Annotated in this window: 22 protein-coding genes; 10 read left to right on the forward strand and 12 right to left on the reverse strand. The window is 53.8% G+C overall.

Annotated elements, in window-relative coordinates:
* Positions 1-48: 48 nt before the first annotated feature.
* Positions 49-501, reverse strand: a complete 453-nt coding sequence (locus LBF07_RS07080) for an Lrp/AsnC family transcriptional regulator (RefSeq protein ID WP_029742214.1) — start codon at positions 499-501, stop codon at positions 49-51.
* Positions 502-616: 115 nt separating this feature from the next.
* Between LBF07_RS07080 and LBF07_RS07085 the strand changes: the two genes are divergently transcribed.
* Positions 617-1,228 carry a LysE family translocator gene (locus tag LBF07_RS07085; RefSeq protein ID WP_039263308.1) on the forward strand — a complete coding sequence of 204 codons (612 nt, stop codon included), beginning with the start codon at positions 617-619 and terminating at the stop codon, positions 1,226-1,228.
* A 27-nt stretch (positions 1,229-1,255) separates the two neighbouring features.
* Here LBF07_RS07085 and LBF07_RS07090 read toward each other — a convergent pair whose 3' ends face one another.
* A complete protein-coding gene (locus tag LBF07_RS07090; protein ID WP_008499687.1) occupies positions 1,256-1,528 on the reverse strand; it encodes a GNAT family N-acetyltransferase in 273 nt (90 codons plus the stop codon).
* Between the two features lie 10 nt (positions 1,529-1,538).
* Complete coding sequence (gene yjdI, locus LBF07_RS07095; protein WP_008499689.1) at positions 1,539-1,769, reverse strand: 4Fe-4S mono-cluster protein YjdI; 231 nt, start codon at positions 1,767-1,769, stop codon at positions 1,539-1,541.
* Positions 1,770-1,945: 176 nt separating this feature from the next.
* On the opposite strand from yjdI, the gene LBF07_RS07100 reads away from it, so the two are divergent.
* From LBF07_RS07100 to LBF07_RS07120, 5 genes are all read left to right on the forward strand, one after another.
* Positions 1,946-3,586, forward strand: a complete 1,641-nt coding sequence (locus LBF07_RS07100; protein ID WP_048975230.1) for a sensor histidine kinase — start codon at positions 1,946-1,948, stop codon at positions 3,584-3,586.
* A complete protein-coding gene (locus tag LBF07_RS07105; RefSeq protein WP_075202213.1) occupies positions 3,570-4,265 on the forward strand; it encodes a response regulator in 696 nt (231 codons plus the stop codon). The genes LBF07_RS07100 and LBF07_RS07105 overlap by 17 nt, the downstream gene beginning before the upstream one ends.
* Positions 4,266-4,433: 168 nt before the next feature.
* Entirely contained in the window at positions 4,434-5,522 is a 1,089-nt protein-coding gene (locus LBF07_RS07110) for an ABC transporter substrate-binding protein (protein ID WP_087823241.1), read from the forward strand.
* A gap of 80 nt (positions 5,523-5,602) precedes the next feature.
* Entirely contained in the window at positions 5,603-7,372 is a 1,770-nt protein-coding gene (locus LBF07_RS07115; RefSeq protein ID WP_023309073.1) for an iron ABC transporter permease, read from the forward strand.
* Positions 7,365-8,435 carry an ABC transporter ATP-binding protein gene (locus tag LBF07_RS07120; protein WP_094934848.1) on the forward strand — a complete coding sequence of 357 codons (1,071 nt, stop codon included), beginning with the start codon at positions 7,365-7,367 and terminating at the stop codon, positions 8,433-8,435. Before LBF07_RS07115 ends, LBF07_RS07120 begins: the two co-directional genes overlap by 8 nt.
* Before the next feature lie 427 nt (positions 8,436-8,862).
* Here LBF07_RS07120 and LBF07_RS07125 read toward each other — a convergent pair whose 3' ends face one another.
* Together LBF07_RS07125 and LBF07_RS07130 are read right to left on the reverse strand one after the other, a co-directional pair.
* Positions 8,863-9,111 carry a hypothetical protein gene (locus tag LBF07_RS07125; protein ID WP_058841043.1) on the reverse strand — a complete coding sequence of 83 codons (249 nt, stop codon included), beginning with the start codon at positions 9,109-9,111 and terminating at the stop codon, positions 8,863-8,865.
* 2 nt (positions 9,112-9,113) lie between these two features.
* The gene (locus tag LBF07_RS07130; RefSeq protein WP_224435135.1) at positions 9,114-9,737 is read right to left on the reverse strand and encodes a VENN motif pre-toxin domain-containing protein; all 624 of its coding nucleotides are present in this window, start codon (positions 9,735-9,737) and stop codon (positions 9,114-9,116) included.
* On the opposite strand from LBF07_RS07130, the gene LBF07_RS07135 reads away from it, so the two are divergent.
* Positions 9,726-9,926 (forward strand): hypothetical protein, encoded by a 201-nt coding sequence (locus tag LBF07_RS07135; protein ID WP_039263302.1) that lies wholly within the window; start codon positions 9,726-9,728, stop codon positions 9,924-9,926. The two genes, LBF07_RS07130 and LBF07_RS07135, sit on opposite strands and share 12 nt — an antisense overlap.
* A gap of 32 nt (positions 9,927-9,958) precedes the next feature.
* Here the strand turns inward: LBF07_RS07135 and LBF07_RS07140 are convergent, their stop codons facing one another.
* Positions 9,959-10,228, reverse strand: a complete 270-nt coding sequence (locus LBF07_RS07140; protein ID WP_290098969.1) for a contact-dependent growth inhibition system immunity protein — start codon at positions 10,226-10,228, stop codon at positions 9,959-9,961.
* Between the two features lie 110 nt (positions 10,229-10,338).
* Here LBF07_RS07140 and LBF07_RS07145 point away from each other — a divergent pair, with 110 nt between their 5' ends.
* Together LBF07_RS07145 and LBF07_RS24700 are read left to right on the forward strand one after the other, a co-directional pair.
* Complete coding sequence (locus tag LBF07_RS07145) at positions 10,339-11,319, forward strand: IS5-like element ISKpn26 family transposase (protein ID WP_016156491.1); 981 nt, start codon at positions 10,339-10,341, stop codon at positions 11,317-11,319.
* Complete coding sequence (locus LBF07_RS24700; protein WP_342707387.1) at positions 11,301-11,495, forward strand: hypothetical protein; 195 nt, start codon at positions 11,301-11,303, stop codon at positions 11,493-11,495. The genes LBF07_RS07145 and LBF07_RS24700 overlap by 19 nt, the downstream gene beginning before the upstream one ends.
* Before the next feature lie 568 nt (positions 11,496-12,063).
* Here the strand turns inward: LBF07_RS24700 and LBF07_RS07155 are convergent.
* From LBF07_RS07155 to LBF07_RS07175, 5 genes are all read right to left on the reverse strand, one after another.
* On the reverse strand, positions 12,064-12,330 hold the full coding sequence (locus LBF07_RS07155; RefSeq protein WP_094935933.1) for a hypothetical protein: 267 nt from the start codon (positions 12,328-12,330) through the stop codon (positions 12,064-12,066).
* The gene (locus tag LBF07_RS07160; protein ID WP_198922204.1) at positions 12,327-12,878 is read right to left on the reverse strand and encodes a VENN motif pre-toxin domain-containing protein; all 552 of its coding nucleotides are present in this window, start codon (positions 12,876-12,878) and stop codon (positions 12,327-12,329) included. The genes LBF07_RS07155 and LBF07_RS07160 overlap by 4 nt, the downstream gene beginning before the upstream one ends.
* Positions 12,879-13,307: 429 nt before the next feature.
* A complete protein-coding gene (locus tag LBF07_RS07165) occupies positions 13,308-13,667 on the reverse strand; it encodes an immunity 8 family protein (RefSeq protein ID WP_094935375.1) in 360 nt (119 codons plus the stop codon).
* Positions 13,664-15,163 (reverse strand): VENN motif pre-toxin domain-containing protein, encoded by a 1,500-nt coding sequence (locus tag LBF07_RS07170; RefSeq protein ID WP_094935376.1) that lies wholly within the window; start codon positions 15,161-15,163, stop codon positions 13,664-13,666. Before LBF07_RS07170 ends, LBF07_RS07165 begins: the two co-directional genes overlap by 4 nt.
* Before the next feature lie 269 nt (positions 15,164-15,432).
* Positions 15,433-15,600, reverse strand: coding sequence for a hypothetical protein (locus LBF07_RS07175; RefSeq protein ID WP_165356709.1), 168 nt, complete (start codon positions 15,598-15,600; stop codon positions 15,433-15,435).
* A 170-nt stretch (positions 15,601-15,770) separates the two neighbouring features.
* On the opposite strand from LBF07_RS07175, the gene LBF07_RS07180 reads away from it, so the two are divergent.
* On the forward strand, positions 15,771-15,857 hold the full coding sequence (locus tag LBF07_RS07180) for a SymE family type I addiction module toxin (protein ID WP_224435148.1): 87 nt from the start codon (positions 15,771-15,773) through the stop codon (positions 15,855-15,857).
* Between the two features lie 40 nt (positions 15,858-15,897).
* On the opposite strand, the gene LBF07_RS07185 is transcribed toward LBF07_RS07180, so the two are convergent.
* Positions 15,898-16,296, reverse strand: coding sequence for a hypothetical protein (locus LBF07_RS07185; protein WP_126327813.1), 399 nt, complete (start codon positions 16,294-16,296; stop codon positions 15,898-15,900).
* Positions 16,297-16,305 lie beyond the last annotated feature (9 nt).

Genomic DNA, 16,305 nt, shown 5'->3' on the forward strand with positions numbered 1-16,305 from the left:
GCATGCCCGGCGTTCTGCCGGGCATGCCTCTCAGTCTCGCCCTGCTGATTACAGCGGAAAAGGTCTGTCCTGCACGACCGTTTTCATCACAAGCGTAGAGCGAAGGTGCTGCACGCCGGGCATGGCGGAGAGCTTCTCGTCGTAGAGTTTCTGGAAAGCGGACAGGTCGCGGGTCACGACGTGCATCAGATAATCGGGATCGCCAAACAGACGCTGAGCCAGCACGATCTGCGGGATTTCCTCCACCGCCGCTTCAAACGCGCTAACCGCCTTTCTGTCACCCTCCTTCAGCGTCGCAAACACTATCGCCAGGAAGTTGAATCCCATTTTGGCGGGGTCGAGGCTGGCACGGTATCCCGTTATGGCCCCGCTTTGCTCCAGCGCCCGCACGCGACGATGGCACGGCGAGAGGCTCAGATTCACTCTTTCCGCCAGCTCGGTAAGGGATAAGCGGCCATCAGACTGTAGCTCAGCAAGAATTTTTCGATCGATGCTATCCATGTGGAAGATTTTCTCATTTTCACGGTGTTATGAGCATAACATTGAAAGCCTATTTCGCAGGGTTAGCGATATTCTTTTTCTCAACGTTTGACGCACTGCGGGAGTTTTCAGAACGATGGAAATGAGTATTGTGGCCGGCTTTTGGGTGGTTTCTTTTCTGCTCATCATGACGCCGGGCGCCGACTGGGCCTACGCCATTAGCGCCGGGATTAACGGGCGACGCGTGGTACCGGCGGTGATGGGGTTAATGTCCGGGCATCTGTTAGCTACGCTGATTGTGGTGGCTGGCGTGGGCGTAGTGATTGCTCAGCATCCGCTGGCGTTAACCGGGCTGACCGTTGCGGGGGCCGTGTATCTCCTCTGGCTTGGCATCGGGCTGTTGCGTCACCCGGCCGCACCGGAAAAGGCCACCCACCATGCGGGAAACTGGAGACAGTGGGCGGTGAAAGGACTCTGCATTAGCGGCCTTAACCCGAAAGTTTTTTTACTTTTCCTGGCGCTGCTTCCGCAGTTTACCGACCCGACCGGAAGCTGGTCGCTAGCGATGCAAATGTCCGCGCTTGGCGTGATGCACCTTATTACCTGTACGCTGGTCTATCTGCTGGTGGGGTATGGTTCGAAAGCGGTACTGGCGACCCGGCCACAGGCGGCGCGTAGGGTGAGCATGGCGTCAGGAGGGATAATGGTGCTGATCGCGATGGTATTGCTGTTTGAGCAGGTAAGATAAAAAAACACCGGCCATCGCCGGTGTTATTTACGCCCGAATATCGTCATATTCCCGCGTTTTATCAAACTCATGCTTCGCGAACGGGCACAGCGGGATAATTTTACGGTTCTCACCGCGCATCTTCTCCACCACTTTCGCCACCAGCTGTTTACCGACGCCCTGCCCTTTCAGGCTCTCATCCACATCGGTGTGCTCGATAATGCTCAGGTGCTCGCCGGTCGGTACAAAGACAATCTCCGCAACCTGGTTGCCGTTCGCATCATTGACGTAAAACTTGTTATGGCCTTCCAGAATATCCATGGTTCCTCGCTTATTTTTGGCGATACTTCAGCGCACCGCTCGGGCAGGTATCAATCACGCGTACAACCGTTTCAACGTCCACTTCATCGGGAATGATCCACGGCTTACGTTTCAGATTAAACAGCTTTGCGCTCCCACGCACGCAGTTACCTGAGTGTTTGCAGATCCCGGTATTGAAGTAAACGTCAATTTTCTCGCCGGTATAGGCCCGGTAACCCGCATCCAGTAGTTCTTTGTCCATGACATTGCCTCTGTAATTATTATCGTGCTGAATGAAGCATAGCCTTACGGGATCCTGATGGCTATAACGCCGAAAACGAAAAGCCAGGTCACAACTCTTTTCTCGCCAGATTGCGTCCGCTATTGGCCCATGTCAGGCTCGGCAAATGTCACTTTTACATAACTTCCGCAGGTTGAATGAAACGCAGACTCTCTTTTCAGGTAAAGCTGTTTTTAGCGCTGGTGTGCTTCTCCTGCCTGCTGTTAGTTCTGCTGGGAACAATCCTGTTCCATTTTATTGACCGACAGCTCCATCACGATCTCGGCCAGCGCGCCCGGGTTCAGGCCAGCCAGATCGCGCTGATGCCGGGTCTGGCGGCAATGGTAGCGGCCAGAGATATTCCGGGAATAGCCCGGTTAATTCAGCCGCTGCGCGCCGAAAGCGATGCCAGCTACATTGTGATTGGCGATACCGAGGAGCAGCACCTTTATCATTCGGAATCCCCGGAGCGTATTAATTTACCGATGATCGGCGGGGATAATGCCGAGGTGTTAAAGGGCAAAACCATTATTTCCGTGCGTCAGGGCGGAATTGGCGTGTCGCTACGCAGCAAAGCGCCCATCTTCAACGCGCAGCATCAGGTGATTGGTATTGTCTCGGTCGGCTATCTGACGTCGTATATTGCCAATATTAACGCCCGCATTCTCTGGCAGTCCGGGCTATACGGCGCTGCGCTTCTGCTGCTGCTGTTTATTTTCTCCTGGCTGTTTACCCGCAATTTAAAAAAACAGATGTTCCGGCTGGAGCCGAAAGATATCGCTCAGCTGGTTTTGCAGCAGCGCGCGCTATTAGAAGCCATGTACGAAGGGGTATTTGCCGTTAATGGCGAGAAGCAGCTGATTTTAATTAACCGCGCGGCACGCGAAATGCTGGATATTCGGCAAAGTGAGAAAGAACTTATCGGTAAACCGCTGGAAGACATTCTGCAGACGGCGCCGGGGTTTTTATCCCAGCGCTACGCCTCGGTGAGCGCTGGCAGCCACGACCAGATTGCGGTGCTGAACCAGCGCGAGGTGATCGTCAACCGGGTAGCCATTGAGGTCGAACCGGGCGTTGAAAGCGGTTGGGTATACAGCTTTCGCGACAAAAATGACATCAACACGCTCAGCAGCCAGCTCAGTCAGATCAAACGCTATGCGGATAACCTGCGCATTATGCGCCACGAACAGCTGAACTGGACCGCCACTCTCGTCGGGCTACTGCAGATGAAACATTATGACGAGGCCATCCGTTACATCCAGGTGCAGTCAGAAGGCGCGCAGCGCGTGCTGGACTTTGTCTCAGCCCATTTTGTCTCCCCGGCGCTGTGCGGGCTGCTGCTCGGAAAATACGTCAGCGCGCGCGAAAAAGGCATCGAGCTGCTGTTTGACCCCGCCTGCCAGCTCACCCGCATGCCTGCCGCGCTGAGTGAAACGGAGCTGATGTCCATTATTGGTAATCTGCTGGACAACGCCGTGGAGGCGACACTCAACGCGCCGGTCCACGCGCCGGTAGAACTCTACATTTCTGACCGTAACCAGGAGCTGCTGATCGAGGTGGCTGACCGGGGCTGCGGGGTGGACGATGCGTTGAAGCCGCACATTTTCCGCCAGGGATTCAGCAGCAAGCCGGACAGCGAAAACGACATTGTGGGTACCGAGCACGGTATTGGCCTGTTCCTGGTGGCAGGATATATCGACAAGGCCGGCGGCAGCATTGAGATTGCCGACAACACGCCGCAGGGCACTATTTTTTCTGTGTTTATTCCGAATGGGCAACAGCATGACCCGACCACTTGACGTTGTGATAGTTGAAGATGAGCCGCACCTGGCGGAGCTGCATCGCGAGTATATCGAGCAGAATTTCCATCTGCGCGTGGTGGGCATCGCCGCGTCGATTGAGCAGGCATGCAGCCTGATTCGTCAGCACCAGCCGCGACTTATCCTGCTGGACAACTATCTCCCGGACGGTAAAGGCGTGGAGTTAATTGATAATCCGCTACTGAAAAGCTACGAATGCTCGGTGATTTTCATCACCGCCGCCAGCGATATGCAGACCTGCAGCCACGCCATGCGCAGCGGCGCGTTTGACTACCTGATTAAGCCCGTCTTTTTCCAGCGCCTGCACGCCTCGCTGGAGCGGTTTATGCGTTTCATCCACACCGTGCAGCAGGTGAAGGTGGTCGACCAGCATGCGCTGGATCGCCTGTTTAATCTTCCCGCCGCGGAAGCCTCCATTACGCCGTCGACGAAGGGCATTGAACCCCAGACGCTGGAACGGATTAAAAACCTGTTCGCCGAGCATCCCGATACCGCGATGTCGGTTGAAGAGGTGGTGGAAAACGTGGGGATCAGCAAAACCACGGGGCGTCGCTACCTTGAATACTGCGTGGAGAGTGGGTTAATCAGCGTCGAAATGCTGTATGGCAATATAGGTCATCCGCGAAGGTTATACCGCAAAGCGCCCGATAAACCGTAATCCAGAACCGTTCACAGGCTAACGTTCGCGGATTTTATGGTGTTAATTGCTGAAACGACGGCGACAATCACACTTCGGAATCATTGCCCGCTTCACCCTCTTGTGGGTGGAGCCCGATACGCTATGTTGACAATTAGTTCCTCAAATGTAACTAAAAGGTTAACTATAATGTCGAACACGTTCCGAATTTCTCTGCTTACCGCTACTGTACTGTTCTCTGCTTCTGCACTCTCTGCCCTGCCGCAGGGCTATCCTGCTGAATATCAAAAAGTTGTTGATGCCGCAACGAAAGAGGGCAAGGTTGTTATTTACTCCACCACCGACATCAAGGCCGCGGGACCGCTGATCCAGGGCTTCGAAAAAACCTACCCGGGCATTAAAGTCGAATACAACGACATGAACAGCACCGAGCTGTACAACCGCTTCATCAGCGAACAGGCCTCCGGTGGCGTGAGCGGCGACGTGGTCTGGAGCTCCTCTATGGACACCGGCCTGAAGCTCGCCACCGACTACGCCATGGAGTATAAATCGCCGGAGCAAAGCCAGCTGCCGAAATGGGCGGTCTGGAGGGATAAGGCTTATGGCACTACCTATGAGCCGGTGGTCTTTATCTACAACAAGCGCCTGATCCCGGCTGGCGACGTGCCGGATTCTCACGCCGCGCTGGCGAAACTGATTGCCAGCCAGACGGACAAATTCAAGGGCAAAGTCACCACCTACGACATCGAAAAATCGGGTCTGGGCTTTATGCTCTCGGTTCAGGATCACAACGCCGATCCTAATTACTTCAAAACCCTGGCCGACGTCGCCAAAGGTGGCTTATCGGTGCAGTCGTCTACCGGCACCATGATGGAGCGCGTCTCCTCCGGTGAAAACCTGATCGGCTTCAACATCCTCGGTTCCTACGCGGAAGCGCGCGCGAAGAACGATCCTTCGCTCGGCATTTCCTATCCAAAAGATTACACCCTGGTGCTGTCGCGCGTGTCGTTCATCAGCCAGCAATCGCAAAACAGCAACGCCGCTAAGCTGTGGCTGGACTATGTGCTGTCTGAACAAGGGCAAAACATTCTGGCCAATCAGGCGGATATTCCCTCCATTCGTAACGATATCGAAGGGAAAAATGATATCGACGGCCTGACCAAAATCCTCGGTAACGCGCTGAAGCCAATTCCGGTTGATGAAACGCTGCTGGAATACCTGCAGCCGAAAAAACGCCTGGAGTACATCAAAGAGTGGCGTACCGCCGCCGGTAAATAAGCGTCTGAGCGCGGCGCAGGCCGCCGCGCTCCCTTATCGACTGAGTTCGTTTTTCTGGGCCGCAACACCAGGGATACCCCATGAATACATTACGCAGAAAGTGGCAAAGCCTGCCGCGAGGCATCGTCGTGCTGATAACCGCCCTGGTTATCTATACGCCGCTGTCGTTTATCGTGATACAGAGCTTCCTGTCCGCCCCGTTCTTTTCGCCGTCAAAAGAGTGGAGCTTTGAATCATTTGAGTTTATTTTCACCGACCCTGATTTTTATAAGGCCCTGAAAAGCGGCTTTATTCTTGCTTTCGGGCTGGTCTTTATCTCCATCCCGCTGGGTGGCGTGCTGGCGTTTCTGATGGTGCGTACCGACCTGCCCGGCCGCCGGCTGATTGAGCCGCTGATCCTGGTCCCGATCTTCGTTTCACCGATGGTGCTGGGCTTTGGCTACGTGGTGGCCGCCGGTCCGGTGGGCTTTCTCTCCCAGTGGGCTCAGGCGCTGATTGGCTTTGTGCCGTGGAATATCTACGACATGTCGAGCATTGTGGTCATCGCCGGCCTGACGCACGTCCCGCACGCCTATCTGTATATATCGTCTGCGCTGCGCAGCGTGGGCTCCGATGTGGAAGAAGCCGCACGCACCGCGGGCGCGTCGCCCTGGCAGGTCATGACCTCCGTCAGCCTGCCGATGGTGCGCCCGTCCATTCTGTACGCCACCGTGCTGCTGTTCTTCCTCGGGCTGGAAGTGTTCGGCCTGATGCTGGTCCTCGGCGACCCGGAAGGCAACATGGTGCTGGCGACCTATCTCTATAAGCTGACGAACAAGATGGGCACCCCATCCTATAACCTGATGGCGGCGGTTGCCGTGGTGCTGATCTGCATCACCATCCCGCTGGTGATGCTCCAGCGTCGCCTGATGCGCACCGCCAACCGCTTCGTCACCATGAAGGGGAAAGCCTCGCAGGCACGCGCGCTGCCGCTGGGTAAATGGCGCTGGGTGGCTGGCGGAGTGATTGCCTTCTGGCTCACCGTCACCATCGGCGTTCCGCTGCTCGGCGTGGTATTGCGCGCGTTTATCTCCAACTGGGGCGTGGGCGTTTCGCTGTGGGACGAGCTTTCTCTGAACACCTTCCGCACCATCTGGGCGCAGCCCAACCTGCTGCGCGCCATCGTCAACTCCATGGCGATTGGCGTGATTGGCGGCGCGCTGGCCGTGGTGTGCTACCTGTTTGTCGGCATTGCCATGCACCGCAAGCCGGACAACACCACGCGTTTTCTGGACTACAGCGTGCTGGTGCCGCGCGCCGTGCCTGGCCTGCTGGCGGGTCTGGCGTTCCTGTGGGTGTTCCTGTTCCTGCCGATGTGGCTGGATAACTCGCTGAAATCCGGCTGGCTTTCCGGGTTCGCCTGGACCGACTGGATGCGCGAAAACGTCATCGTCTGGCTGCGTTCGCTGCGCAGCACCATTTTCAGCGTCTGGCTGGCCTATACCGTGGTGTGGATGGCTTACGGGCTGAGGCTGATCTCTTCCACGCTGCTGCAGGTAGGGCCAGAGCTTGAGGAAGCGGCGCGCAGCACCGGGGCGACGCGCGGGCAGATCACCCGCCACGTCACCATCCCGCTCTCCCGCTACGGTCTTATCGGTTCGTGGCTGCTGATGTTCCTGATCTTTGAGCGTGAATATTCAACGGGTGTGTACCTGCTTTCACCCGGCACGGAAACCATCGGCTCGATGCTGGTTTCCCTCTGGGCCGCGGGTGCCATCGATATCGTGGCGGCGCTCTCTTTCATTAACATCCTGCTGGTCGTGGTAGGTCTGGGCATTGCCCTTCGTTTCGGAGTGAAAATACATGATTGAATTAGCGGTTGACGATCTGCACTTAACCTACGGCGACAATCCTGTTTTAAAAGGTGTCTCCATGAACCTGAAGCGCGGCGAAGTGGTCTCCCTGTTAGGCCCCTCCGGCAGCGGTAAAACCACCCTCCTGCGCGCCGTTGCGGGTCTGGAAAAACCGACGCAGGGGTCCATTGTCATTGGCAATAATAAAGTTTACGACGGCACGCCGCGCAGCGAGGTCCCGGCGGAAGAGCGTAACCTTGGGCTGGTGTTCCAGTCCTATGCCCTGTGGCCGCACAAGACCGTGTTTGAGAACGTGGCCTATCCGCTCAAGCTGCGCAAAGTCCCGGCCAAAGAGATCCAGCAGCGCGTGCAGGACGTGCTGGACCAGCTTGGTCTGGGCCATCTTGGCAAACGTCACCCGCACCAGCTCTCCGGCGGACAGCAGCAGCGCGTGGCGATTGGCCGGGCGCTGGTGTACAACCCGCCGGTGATTTTGCTGGACGAACCGCTCTCTAACCTCGACGCCAAGCTGCGCGAAGAGGCCCGCGTGTTCCTGCGCGAGCTGATTATCAAGCTCGGGCTATCCGCGCTGATGGTGACGCACGACCAGAACGAAGCGATGTCGATTTCCGACCGCATCCTGCTGCTTAACAACGGCAAAATTGAGCAACAGGGCACGCCGCAGGAGATGTACGGCTCGCCGAAAACGCTTTTTACCGCCGAGTTTATGGGCAGCAACAACCGCCTGCACGGCAAAGTCACCGAAGTGCGCGACGGCAAAGCGCGTATCGAAGGAAAAGGTTGGGTGCTGTGGGGCCAGGCCGGTGAAGGGGTGCAGAGCGGTGAAGAAGCGACGGCGGTGATCCGCGTCGAACGCGTGGCGGTGGTCGAGGGGCCAGGGGAAAATCAGCTTGAGCTGCCGCTGCTCACCAGCATGTATCTCGGCGACCGCTGGGAGTACCTGTTCCGCACGGTGGGAGATGATTTTGTCATTCGTGCGTATGGGCATGAGGTTCGGGATCCGCAGCACTGCCATCTTTCGCTGCCTGAGAAGTATGTGTGGGTGTTCCCGAAAGGGTGAATGGGAGAGAAAAGGCTGCGGGATGCAGCCTTTTTTGCTTTGACAATCCTGCGTAGAGCCAATGCTGCCAGCGCACCCATACCTTCCACTGCGAGCTAATTCCCGTCCAGAGCCTGATTTGCCATCTCCCCCAATAGCTGACCAGGCTTCAGTTTTCATCAGGTTTTTTATGGTATTCGCAACACCCTGATGCTTACCTTCCAGGGCGTTTAGAGCTTTATTGCAGTAACTGTCACCTATCGCCAGGCTGTCAGAGCCAATGCACCATCAGCAGCATAGTCTGCGGAGCCTATTGAAAAATCTCCGGTATCAGAAAGGGTATCGATGATAGCGTTAGTCGTTGCAGGTAATGGGCATTCACCCCCCTTGTCTCTTTTTCCTGACCGATAAAAGTAAGATCCCGGATTGGCGGCCGGGATCTCTAATATCATGATTCCAATAATCGCAACCAATCATTAAAATCATCGATACCATACAAGTAATCTCGATCTGAGGAAGGAAGATCGACAGCACCTAAGCTTTGAATCACTTTCCAGGCAACTTGATCAGTGATTCTAATATCATCCGCATCAATAATTGAAAAAGCCCATTGAGCAACGTAGGTTCTGTCTACCACACCCACTTTCAACTTATTAATTACGCTAGAAATTTCGTAACGCGTTGGAAGTTCGTTCATATTTATCTCCTTCCTTGATAATTCCCATCAGCATCAAAAATATGGTGGTTCTTATCATTAGTAACGGGTTTCGGAGCCACACTACGAATATTGCCAGCATGATCAAGTGTTTCATACCAAGTTCGGGTTTGACCTGTTTTTGGATCCCACTCTCTTACCAGTCGAGCTCCAGCCATTTCTCCAGTTGTTCTGGAAGGCGTCATATCACCATAAAAGCGATAATTTCCATTCTCCAGTTCCTTAACCCCAGCTTGCCCATATTTCTCAGCCTGTCGATAGTATTCTTTTAGCTTCGCTCCTTCCAGGGAACTAACTGCACGCCCCCCACCTTTTGCTATTCCACCGCCACCTTTCAGCAACTCTCCGTCTGCATCCTCAATTCCAATTTTCAGCATTGGATTAATATCGAAGATATTTGGTTTGTCCTTACTCAGCGAGTTATTCTCAACCTCCACCTTCGCCGTTTCCGACGCCGTCGCCGCCATGGAGACACTGCCATCCGTCACCGCAGCGCCCGCCAGACCACCCGCTATACTCACGAGGCTACTGACCAGCCGTTTCTCCTCTGCTGTCAGGTCACTGGATTTTTTATCTCCATACAGCGCGCTAACCAGATGGTCCGTCATCGCCGAGGCCGTAATGGCTCCAATGGCACCAGCCTTCAGGCCATCCGCAGTGCTCCCGCCACTCAGCTGCGTCAGCGCCGCCGCCACAATACCGTGCAGCGCGGCACGGGCTGTCAGGTCTTTCTGCTCCTTGACAAGGGTCGCCAGCTTCGCGCCCAGCGCCGCATTGCGGGTAAACTTAACGGCTGATTAAGCGATCCAGGCACAGTGGCCGGGATTCGTTATATGATTATTTGATTTATTCTTAATATATCTTTTCTTAACTTATTGTTAACGCTTGAATGTGCTAGCTGGTTTATGAGCTTCCTTATTTGGATAAAAGTACTTTTCTGATCTTTTAGATCTTCTCCTTTTATCGTTGATAAGGCAGCAATTAGTTCGCCATCGTAATATTCACCCGCCAACGGATTTTCAGTCAGAACTTCCAACACTTTCGGTATCAACTGATCAATACATAATTTTTGTCGAATAGCGCGACAAAGATCTTCCACTTTTAATCGCCTTGATGGCTGGTAAACAATTCTCGGCTCTAGGGAAGGTGCGAACAAGTTCCTGATATGAGATCATCATATTCATCCGGAGCGCATCCCAGAGGGACATCATGAGCCATCAACTCACCTTCGCCGATAGTGAATTCAGCACTAAGCGCCGTCAGACCCGAAAAGAGATTTTCCTCTCCCGCATGGAGCAGATTCTGCCATGGCAGAATATGACCGCTGTCATCGAGCCGTTTTATCCCAAGGCGGGCAATGGCCGACGGCCCTATCCGCTGGAGACCATGCTGCGTATTCACTGCATGCAGCATTGGTACAACCTGAGCGACGGTGCCATGGAAGATGCCCTGTACGAAATCGCCTCCATGCGCCTGTTTGCCCGATTATCCCTGGATAGCGCCCTGCCGGATCGCACCACCATCATGAATTTCCGCCACCTGCTCGAGCAGCATCAACTGGCCCGTCAATTGTTCAAGACCATCAATCGCTGGCTGGCCGAAGCAGGCGTCATGATGACCCAAGGCACTTTGGTGGATGCCACCATCATTGAGGCACCCAGCTCGACCAGGAACAAAGAGCAGCAACGCGATCCGGAGATGCATCAGACCAAGAAAGGCAATCAGTGGCACTTTGGCATGAAGGCCCACATTGGTGTCGATGCCAAGAGTGGCCTGACCCACAGCCTGGTCACCACCGCGGCCAACGAGCATGACCTCAATCAGCTGGGTAATCTGCTTCATGGAGAGGAGCAATTTGTCTCAGCCGATGCCGGCTACCAGGGAGCGCCACAGCGCGAGGAGCTGGCCGAGGTGGATGTGGACTGGCTGATCGCCGAGCGTCCCGGCAGGGTAAAAACCTTGAAGCAGCATCCGCGCAAGAACAAAACGGCCATCAACATCGAATACATGAAAGCCAGCATCCGTGCCAGGGTGGAGCACCCGTTTCGCATCATCAAGCGGCAGTTCGGCTTCGTGAAAGCCAGATACAAGGGGCTGCTGAAAAACGATAACCAACTGGCGATGTTATTCACCCTGGCCAACCTGTTTCGGGTGGACCAAATGATACGTCAGTGGGAGAGATCTCAGTAAAAACCGGAAATAACGCCAGAAATGGTGGAAAAAATAGCCTAAATAGGCTGATTCGATGTGTTTGCGGGAAAAAAATCGGCCCAGATCCGCGAAATTTTAATCAGCGAGTCAGCTTGGGAAGAAATGACCTGCTTATTCGCACCTTCCCTAATACATTCTCTGAAAACCCAAGATAACCAAGGGCAAAGTCAACTAATGAAGGATCCAGACGACTTTTTAATCCTTCACCAAATTCTCTAATTTCGTCGTTAATATCCATTTCACCCACACTATTTTTTAATAGGTTTTAAAGTTGGAGGAGTCGGATTACTATCCGGAAACGCTGTTACAATTTTCCCACTAGCGGGCTCGTATAGCACACGAACTCTGACACCATCTCGTTCTTCCCAAGCAACCCACCTTGCCGGCCTTCCTGCGTTTGTATACGCCCCACCAGTTCCGGTCTGAGCAAACCATTGGGTATCGGGGGAGGTAGCAATGTCTTCTGCCTGGCCCGTACCGATGGCCGGTGCCAGGTTGCAGTTTTCACCGTTTCCTCTGCCATCCGCGCAGCCGGAAAGCGCCACCGTATAGCTGTTGCCGCTGGTCTGGCAACCGTTGTGGAGATTACTGAAACCCAGCTTGGTGCAGCGGGAGTGCTGAACGATATCGGCGATGTGGTGGTGATTAGGGGCCGGGACGGGTATTTTAGGTGAGCCTGACGGCTAAAAGAAGATCCCGGCCCTGTGGACGGGATCTATTATCTTAGTGAGTTTTTGGCAAATAAAATAACTTTTCAGCAATTATACGATCCAAATCACTATCTCCATTCAAACACATATGATCCGTAGCAACCCAATGTAAATATTGATAAATATCTTCGATTTCTTTTCCCGCGTATAACATCTCACAAATAGGTTGTACATATGCATCATATTCATCACTGGCCTCAATGAGATCATTGATACCTATAGGATCCCATTCTTGTAATAGAACAGATCTAACTTGCTCATATAAAAATCGATCATTCATTTCGTAGGTGCTCCCGGAATTACAGTTACAACATCGCCTGTATTAGTGTTAATTATTACCCGAAGATTGTTGGTTGCATCGTAGTATCCCGTAGTTCCAGGTTTTGTCGGATAAATGTTTCCTGTCTTTATTGTATTTTCTACTGCTGAAGGCGGGACGCCACGCCCCTGCATACGATCAACAGCATGAGCTGAATATGCTCGCTCACCAATTACCGCAGGTGAATTAGAACCTTTGGTATTCATGGGATTACCACTTCTACCTGTAGGATTGTAAGCACCTCTGGAGCCTCCACCTTCAATCAGCGGATTATCGCGGCAGTCCCAAGGACTTTCCGCGCACATCATGCTCTTCAGAGAGTTATTCTCAACCTCCACCTTCGCCGTTTCCGACGCCGTCGCCGCCATGGAGAAACTGCCATCCGTCACCGCAGCGCCCGCCAGCCCACCCGCGATACTCACGAGGCTACTGACCAGCCGTTTCTCCTCTGCCGTCAGGTCACTGGATTTTTTATCTCCATACAGCGCACTGACCAGATGGTCGGTCATCGCCGAGGCCGTGATGGCCCCTATAGCACCGGCCTTCAGGCCATCCGTACTGCTCCCGCCACTCAGCTGCGTCAGCGCCGCCGCCACAATACCGTGCAGCGCGGCACGGGCTGTCGGGTCTTTCTGCTCCTTGACCAGGGTCGCCAGCAGAGGGGCCGCCCCCGCTGCCGCGCCTGCCTTCAGGTTACCGCCAAGCGCGCCTGCCAGTAATCCCGCCGCTGCGCTGCCCTTCGTCCAGAAGGCACTCCCCGGGCCGTACTCGGTATTCTGATATCCGGGCTGCGTCTTCAGGAACGCTTCCTGCTCCTGCGGCGTATCGCCCTGCAGTTTTCCTTCTGACGCCAGCTTCGCGCCCAGTGCCGTATTGTGGGTAAACTTAACGGCTAATTAAACGATCCCGGCAAAGTGGCCGGGATCTGGCTTGCTATGTCAGGGGTGATAATCTTCATATTCCCAAAAGCTCAACCGACTTAATTTTATGGCAGCTTTTGACCAATCACTATCATTGCAGGCAACGATCTGTTCTTCTAAATAAGAAAGGATCTCATCATAATCATATTCTTCTACGATAATCATACCCTTACCAGACAAAGTTTTATTTGATGCTAGCTCGTTTTGAAGCCAAGTTGGCGTGCATACCAACATATCAAAAGCTTCAGCACCATCTTCATCATTCGGTCCAATCATTGCTCTTACCCAACAACCGAAATTGACAGGATCAGTTGGCCAATAGTTTATCAAACTGTCTTCAAGTTCTAGCGATCTCAGTCCTTTCAATTCAATATTCATTTAGTTATATCCAAATGCCCATTGCTAATAGGTCTTCCTGTTGGTGTGAGTTTTTGTTCAAAATTGGCCTGAACTCCCGTCGTGGCATGAGGGCTATTTGGTTTAGATGAAGGTGGTCGATAAACTCTCAATCCGTCAGAGCTTACCCATGCCGTGCCATCACTAGACACTCGATACCCCGGCCCTACCCATGCTTCACCCAATGCATTAGCATCTTTGGCAGTCGCCTGACCTAAACCAAAATTACCTTTATTCCCTTTTGCTGCATCTCTCAATATACCTATTTGCTCTTCAACAGGTAGGGAAGATATGTTACTTACATCGGATTTATTTGGTTGAGACTCGGCGCTCCGAGCATTCTCCTCATCCTGCGGTCCCCAGCCTCCCGGCGTGCCTGATCCCGCCCCCCCCAGTTCTGCCTTCTCTTCATCCGTCCAATTTGCGCCAGTATTTGGCTGTTCTTTATCATTAGTCAGCGCTTCACCGATTGCTACACCTGCACCAGTGGCGGCAGCAGTCCCGCCTCCTGGCACAAACCCACCACCTTCCAGCAATGGATTTCTGCATGCCCACGGCTCCTGTGCGCACATTGCGCTGTTCAGCGAGTTATTCTCAACCTCCACCTTCGCCGTTTCCGAAGCCGTCGCCGCCATGGAGACGCTGCCATCCGTCACCGCAGCGCCTGCCAGCCCACCCGCGATACTCACGAGGCTACTGACCAGCCGTTTCTCCTCTGCCGTCAGGTCACTGGATTTTTTATCTCCATACAACGCACTGACCAGATGGTCGGTCATCGCCGAGGCCGTGATGGCCCCTATAGCACCGGCCTTCAGGCCATCCGTACTGCTCCCGCCACTCAGCTGCGTCAGCGCCGCCGCCACAATACCGTGCAGCGCGGCACGGGCTGTCGGGTCTTTCTGCTCCTTGACCAGGGTCGCCAGCAGAGGGGCCGCCCCTGCTGCCGCGCCTGCCTTCAGGTTACCGCCAAGCGCACCTGCCAGTAATCCTGCCGCTGCGCTGCCCTTCGTCCAGAAGGCACTCCCCGGACCGTATTCGGTATTCTGATATCCGGGCTGCGTCTTCAGGAACGCTTCCTGCTCCTGCGGCGTATCGCCCTGCAGTTTTCCTTCTGACGCCAGCTTCGCGCCCAGCGCCGCATTGGATTCACGCGCTTTCTGCTCCGCATACTTGCCGTAAGCATCCAGCGCAGAGGTAGCCAGCGCCGCGCCTTCGCTCTGGACCGCCAGGTTATCCCTGACCTTCTGCACATCACCGTTCACGTCCACGCCGTGGTGGGCGTCAGCCGTATCACGGCTCAGGTCAGCAATATCCTGTTTCTGTCCCGCCGGGTTGCGAATGACAATGCTACCGCCACTCACCGCTGATGAGGTCGTGCCGGTGTGGCTCTCTTCTGCCTGGCCCGTACCGATGGCCGGTGCCAGGTTGCGGTTTTCACCGTTGCCGCTGCCGCCCGCGCTGCCGGAAAGCGCCACCATGTAGCCGTTGCCGCTGGTCTGGCTCTCGTTGTGGAGATTACTGAAACCCAGCGTGGTGCAGCTCGAGGGGCTGAGCGTCGCCAGTATTAATAGGCCAAAGATGTTACGGTAGCTGGAAGGGTTTCCGGGAGTGCTGAACGATACCGGCGATGTGCTGGTGATGAAGCACCGGGACGGGCATTTTAGGTGAGCCTGACGGCTAAAAGAAGATCCCGGTGCGATGGCCGGGATTCTTTTTAAGCGATCATATTGTCTAAAATACAGCCTATTTAACTAAGTAATGTACAGACCTCTTCTTTCGAAGCCCCTATTCTGGTTTCAAACTCAGGAACAGAGATACCATTACAAATCTCATTCAAAGCTGAATTCAGGATTAATAACTCATTCTCACCAAGAGTTAATTGAGCTTGTTTCCCTGCAATAGATATTACATCCATTCATCACCTCAAATTATCAAAGTATGTCCTACCGTTTACCGGTCTAAAAGACGTTCTGCCATCAGATGCTTTCTGATAACGAATTACAACAGTACCTGTAGACTGTTCCCAATAAGCCGAACGACCACGTACTATTCCCGCATCCCAGCCTGCGCCTTAATGATAACTGGCTGGTAGAGGCGGGATTCAGCACCGACATGCCGGTCACGGTCAGCGTGGAGCAAGGACGGCTGGTGATCAAACCGACCAAGGGCTGACAGGTAAAAAGATCCCGGCTCGAAAGGCGGGATCTTTTTGCTATTGAGAATAAAAAACCTTTAGCTCTTCCGGATCACGTTCAAGTATCCCAACGTAATGTGAGTACGACCTTATCAGCTCAAGATATCCACAGATTGAATGAATCCCAAAAGCCTCAGATAAATCGGCATACCCTTCACTTCTTTCAGTAAGGACACATCCCCACCCGAGAGGAATTTCATCTTCTACAACATCAAATAGGTTTGATGGAACCCACATCGGACCACCTGATGGAGGGCAAACTAAAAAATCTATTCTGGATGCGAAGAACATCAACCCATAAACCTTATATTGCTGGTCTGGTTGCAAAGGTGAGAAGTCAGTTTCATCCGTTTCCCCCATAATTCTTACATTTTCAGGTAATGCTTTTCCTGAAATTGAGCGACATAGAACTAACATTTATAAGGT

The organism is Enterobacter cloacae complex sp. ECL352, assembly GCF_020149545.1.
GTDB classification, from domain to species: domain Bacteria; phylum Pseudomonadota; class Gammaproteobacteria; order Enterobacterales; family Enterobacteriaceae; genus Enterobacter; species Enterobacter asburiae_B.

Bases quoted from the DNA above. Each gene is read 5' to 3' on its own strand.
- LBF07_RS07080 (WP_029742214.1), bottom strand. From the start codon at position 501: ATGGATAGCATCGATCGAAAAATTCTTGCTGAGCTACAGTCTGATGGC.
- LBF07_RS07085 (WP_039263308.1), top strand. From the start codon at position 617: ATGGAAATGAGTATTGTGGCCGGCTTTTGGGTGGTTTCTTTTCTGCTC.
- LBF07_RS07090 (WP_008499687.1), bottom strand. From the start codon at position 1,528: ATGGATATTCTGGAAGGCCATAACAAGTTTTACGTCAATGATGCGAAC.
- yjdI (WP_008499689.1), bottom strand. From the start codon at position 1,769: ATGGACAAAGAACTACTGGATGCGGGTTACCGGGCCTATACCGGCGAG.
- LBF07_RS07100 (WP_048975230.1), top strand. From the start codon at position 1,946: ATGAAACGCAGACTCTCTTTTCAGGTAAAGCTGTTTTTAGCGCTGGTG.
- LBF07_RS07105 (WP_075202213.1), top strand. From the start codon at position 3,570: ATGACCCGACCACTTGACGTTGTGATAGTTGAAGATGAGCCGCACCTG.
- LBF07_RS07110 (WP_087823241.1), top strand. From the start codon at position 4,434: ATGTCGAACACGTTCCGAATTTCTCTGCTTACCGCTACTGTACTGTTC.
- LBF07_RS07115 (WP_023309073.1), top strand. From the start codon at position 5,603: ATGAATACATTACGCAGAAAGTGGCAAAGCCTGCCGCGAGGCATCGTC.
- LBF07_RS07120 (WP_094934848.1), top strand. From the start codon at position 7,365: ATGATTGAATTAGCGGTTGACGATCTGCACTTAACCTACGGCGACAAT.
- LBF07_RS07125 (WP_058841043.1), bottom strand. From the start codon at position 9,111: ATGAACGAACTTCCAACGCGTTACGAAATTTCTAGCGTAATTAATAAG.
- LBF07_RS07135 (WP_039263302.1), top strand. From the start codon at position 9,726: ATGGTCCGTCATCGCCGAGGCCGTAATGGCTCCAATGGCACCAGCCTT.
- LBF07_RS07130 (WP_224435135.1), bottom strand. From the start codon at position 9,737: ATGACGGACCATCTGGTTAGCGCGCTGTATGGAGATAAAAAATCCAGT.
- LBF07_RS07145 (WP_016156491.1), top strand. From the start codon at position 10,339: ATGAGCCATCAACTCACCTTCGCCGATAGTGAATTCAGCACTAAGCGC.
- LBF07_RS07155 (WP_094935933.1), bottom strand. From the start codon at position 12,330: ATGAATGATCGATTTTTATATGAGCAAGTTAGATCTGTTCTATTACAA.
- LBF07_RS07160 (WP_198922204.1), bottom strand. From the start codon at position 12,878: ATGACCGACCATCTGGTCAGTGCGCTGTATGGAGATAAAAAATCCAGT.
- LBF07_RS07165 (WP_094935375.1), bottom strand. From the start codon at position 13,667: ATGAATATTGAATTGAAAGGACTGAGATCGCTAGAACTTGAAGACAGT.
- LBF07_RS07170 (WP_094935376.1), bottom strand. From the start codon at position 15,163: ATGGTGGCGCTTTCCGGCAGCGCGGGCGGCAGCGGCAACGGTGAAAAC.
- LBF07_RS07175 (WP_165356709.1), bottom strand. From the start codon at position 15,600: ATGGATGTAATATCTATTGCAGGGAAACAAGCTCAATTAACTCTTGGT.
- LBF07_RS07185 (WP_126327813.1), bottom strand. From the start codon at position 16,296: ATGTTAGTTCTATGTCGCTCAATTTCAGGAAAAGCATTACCTGAAAAT.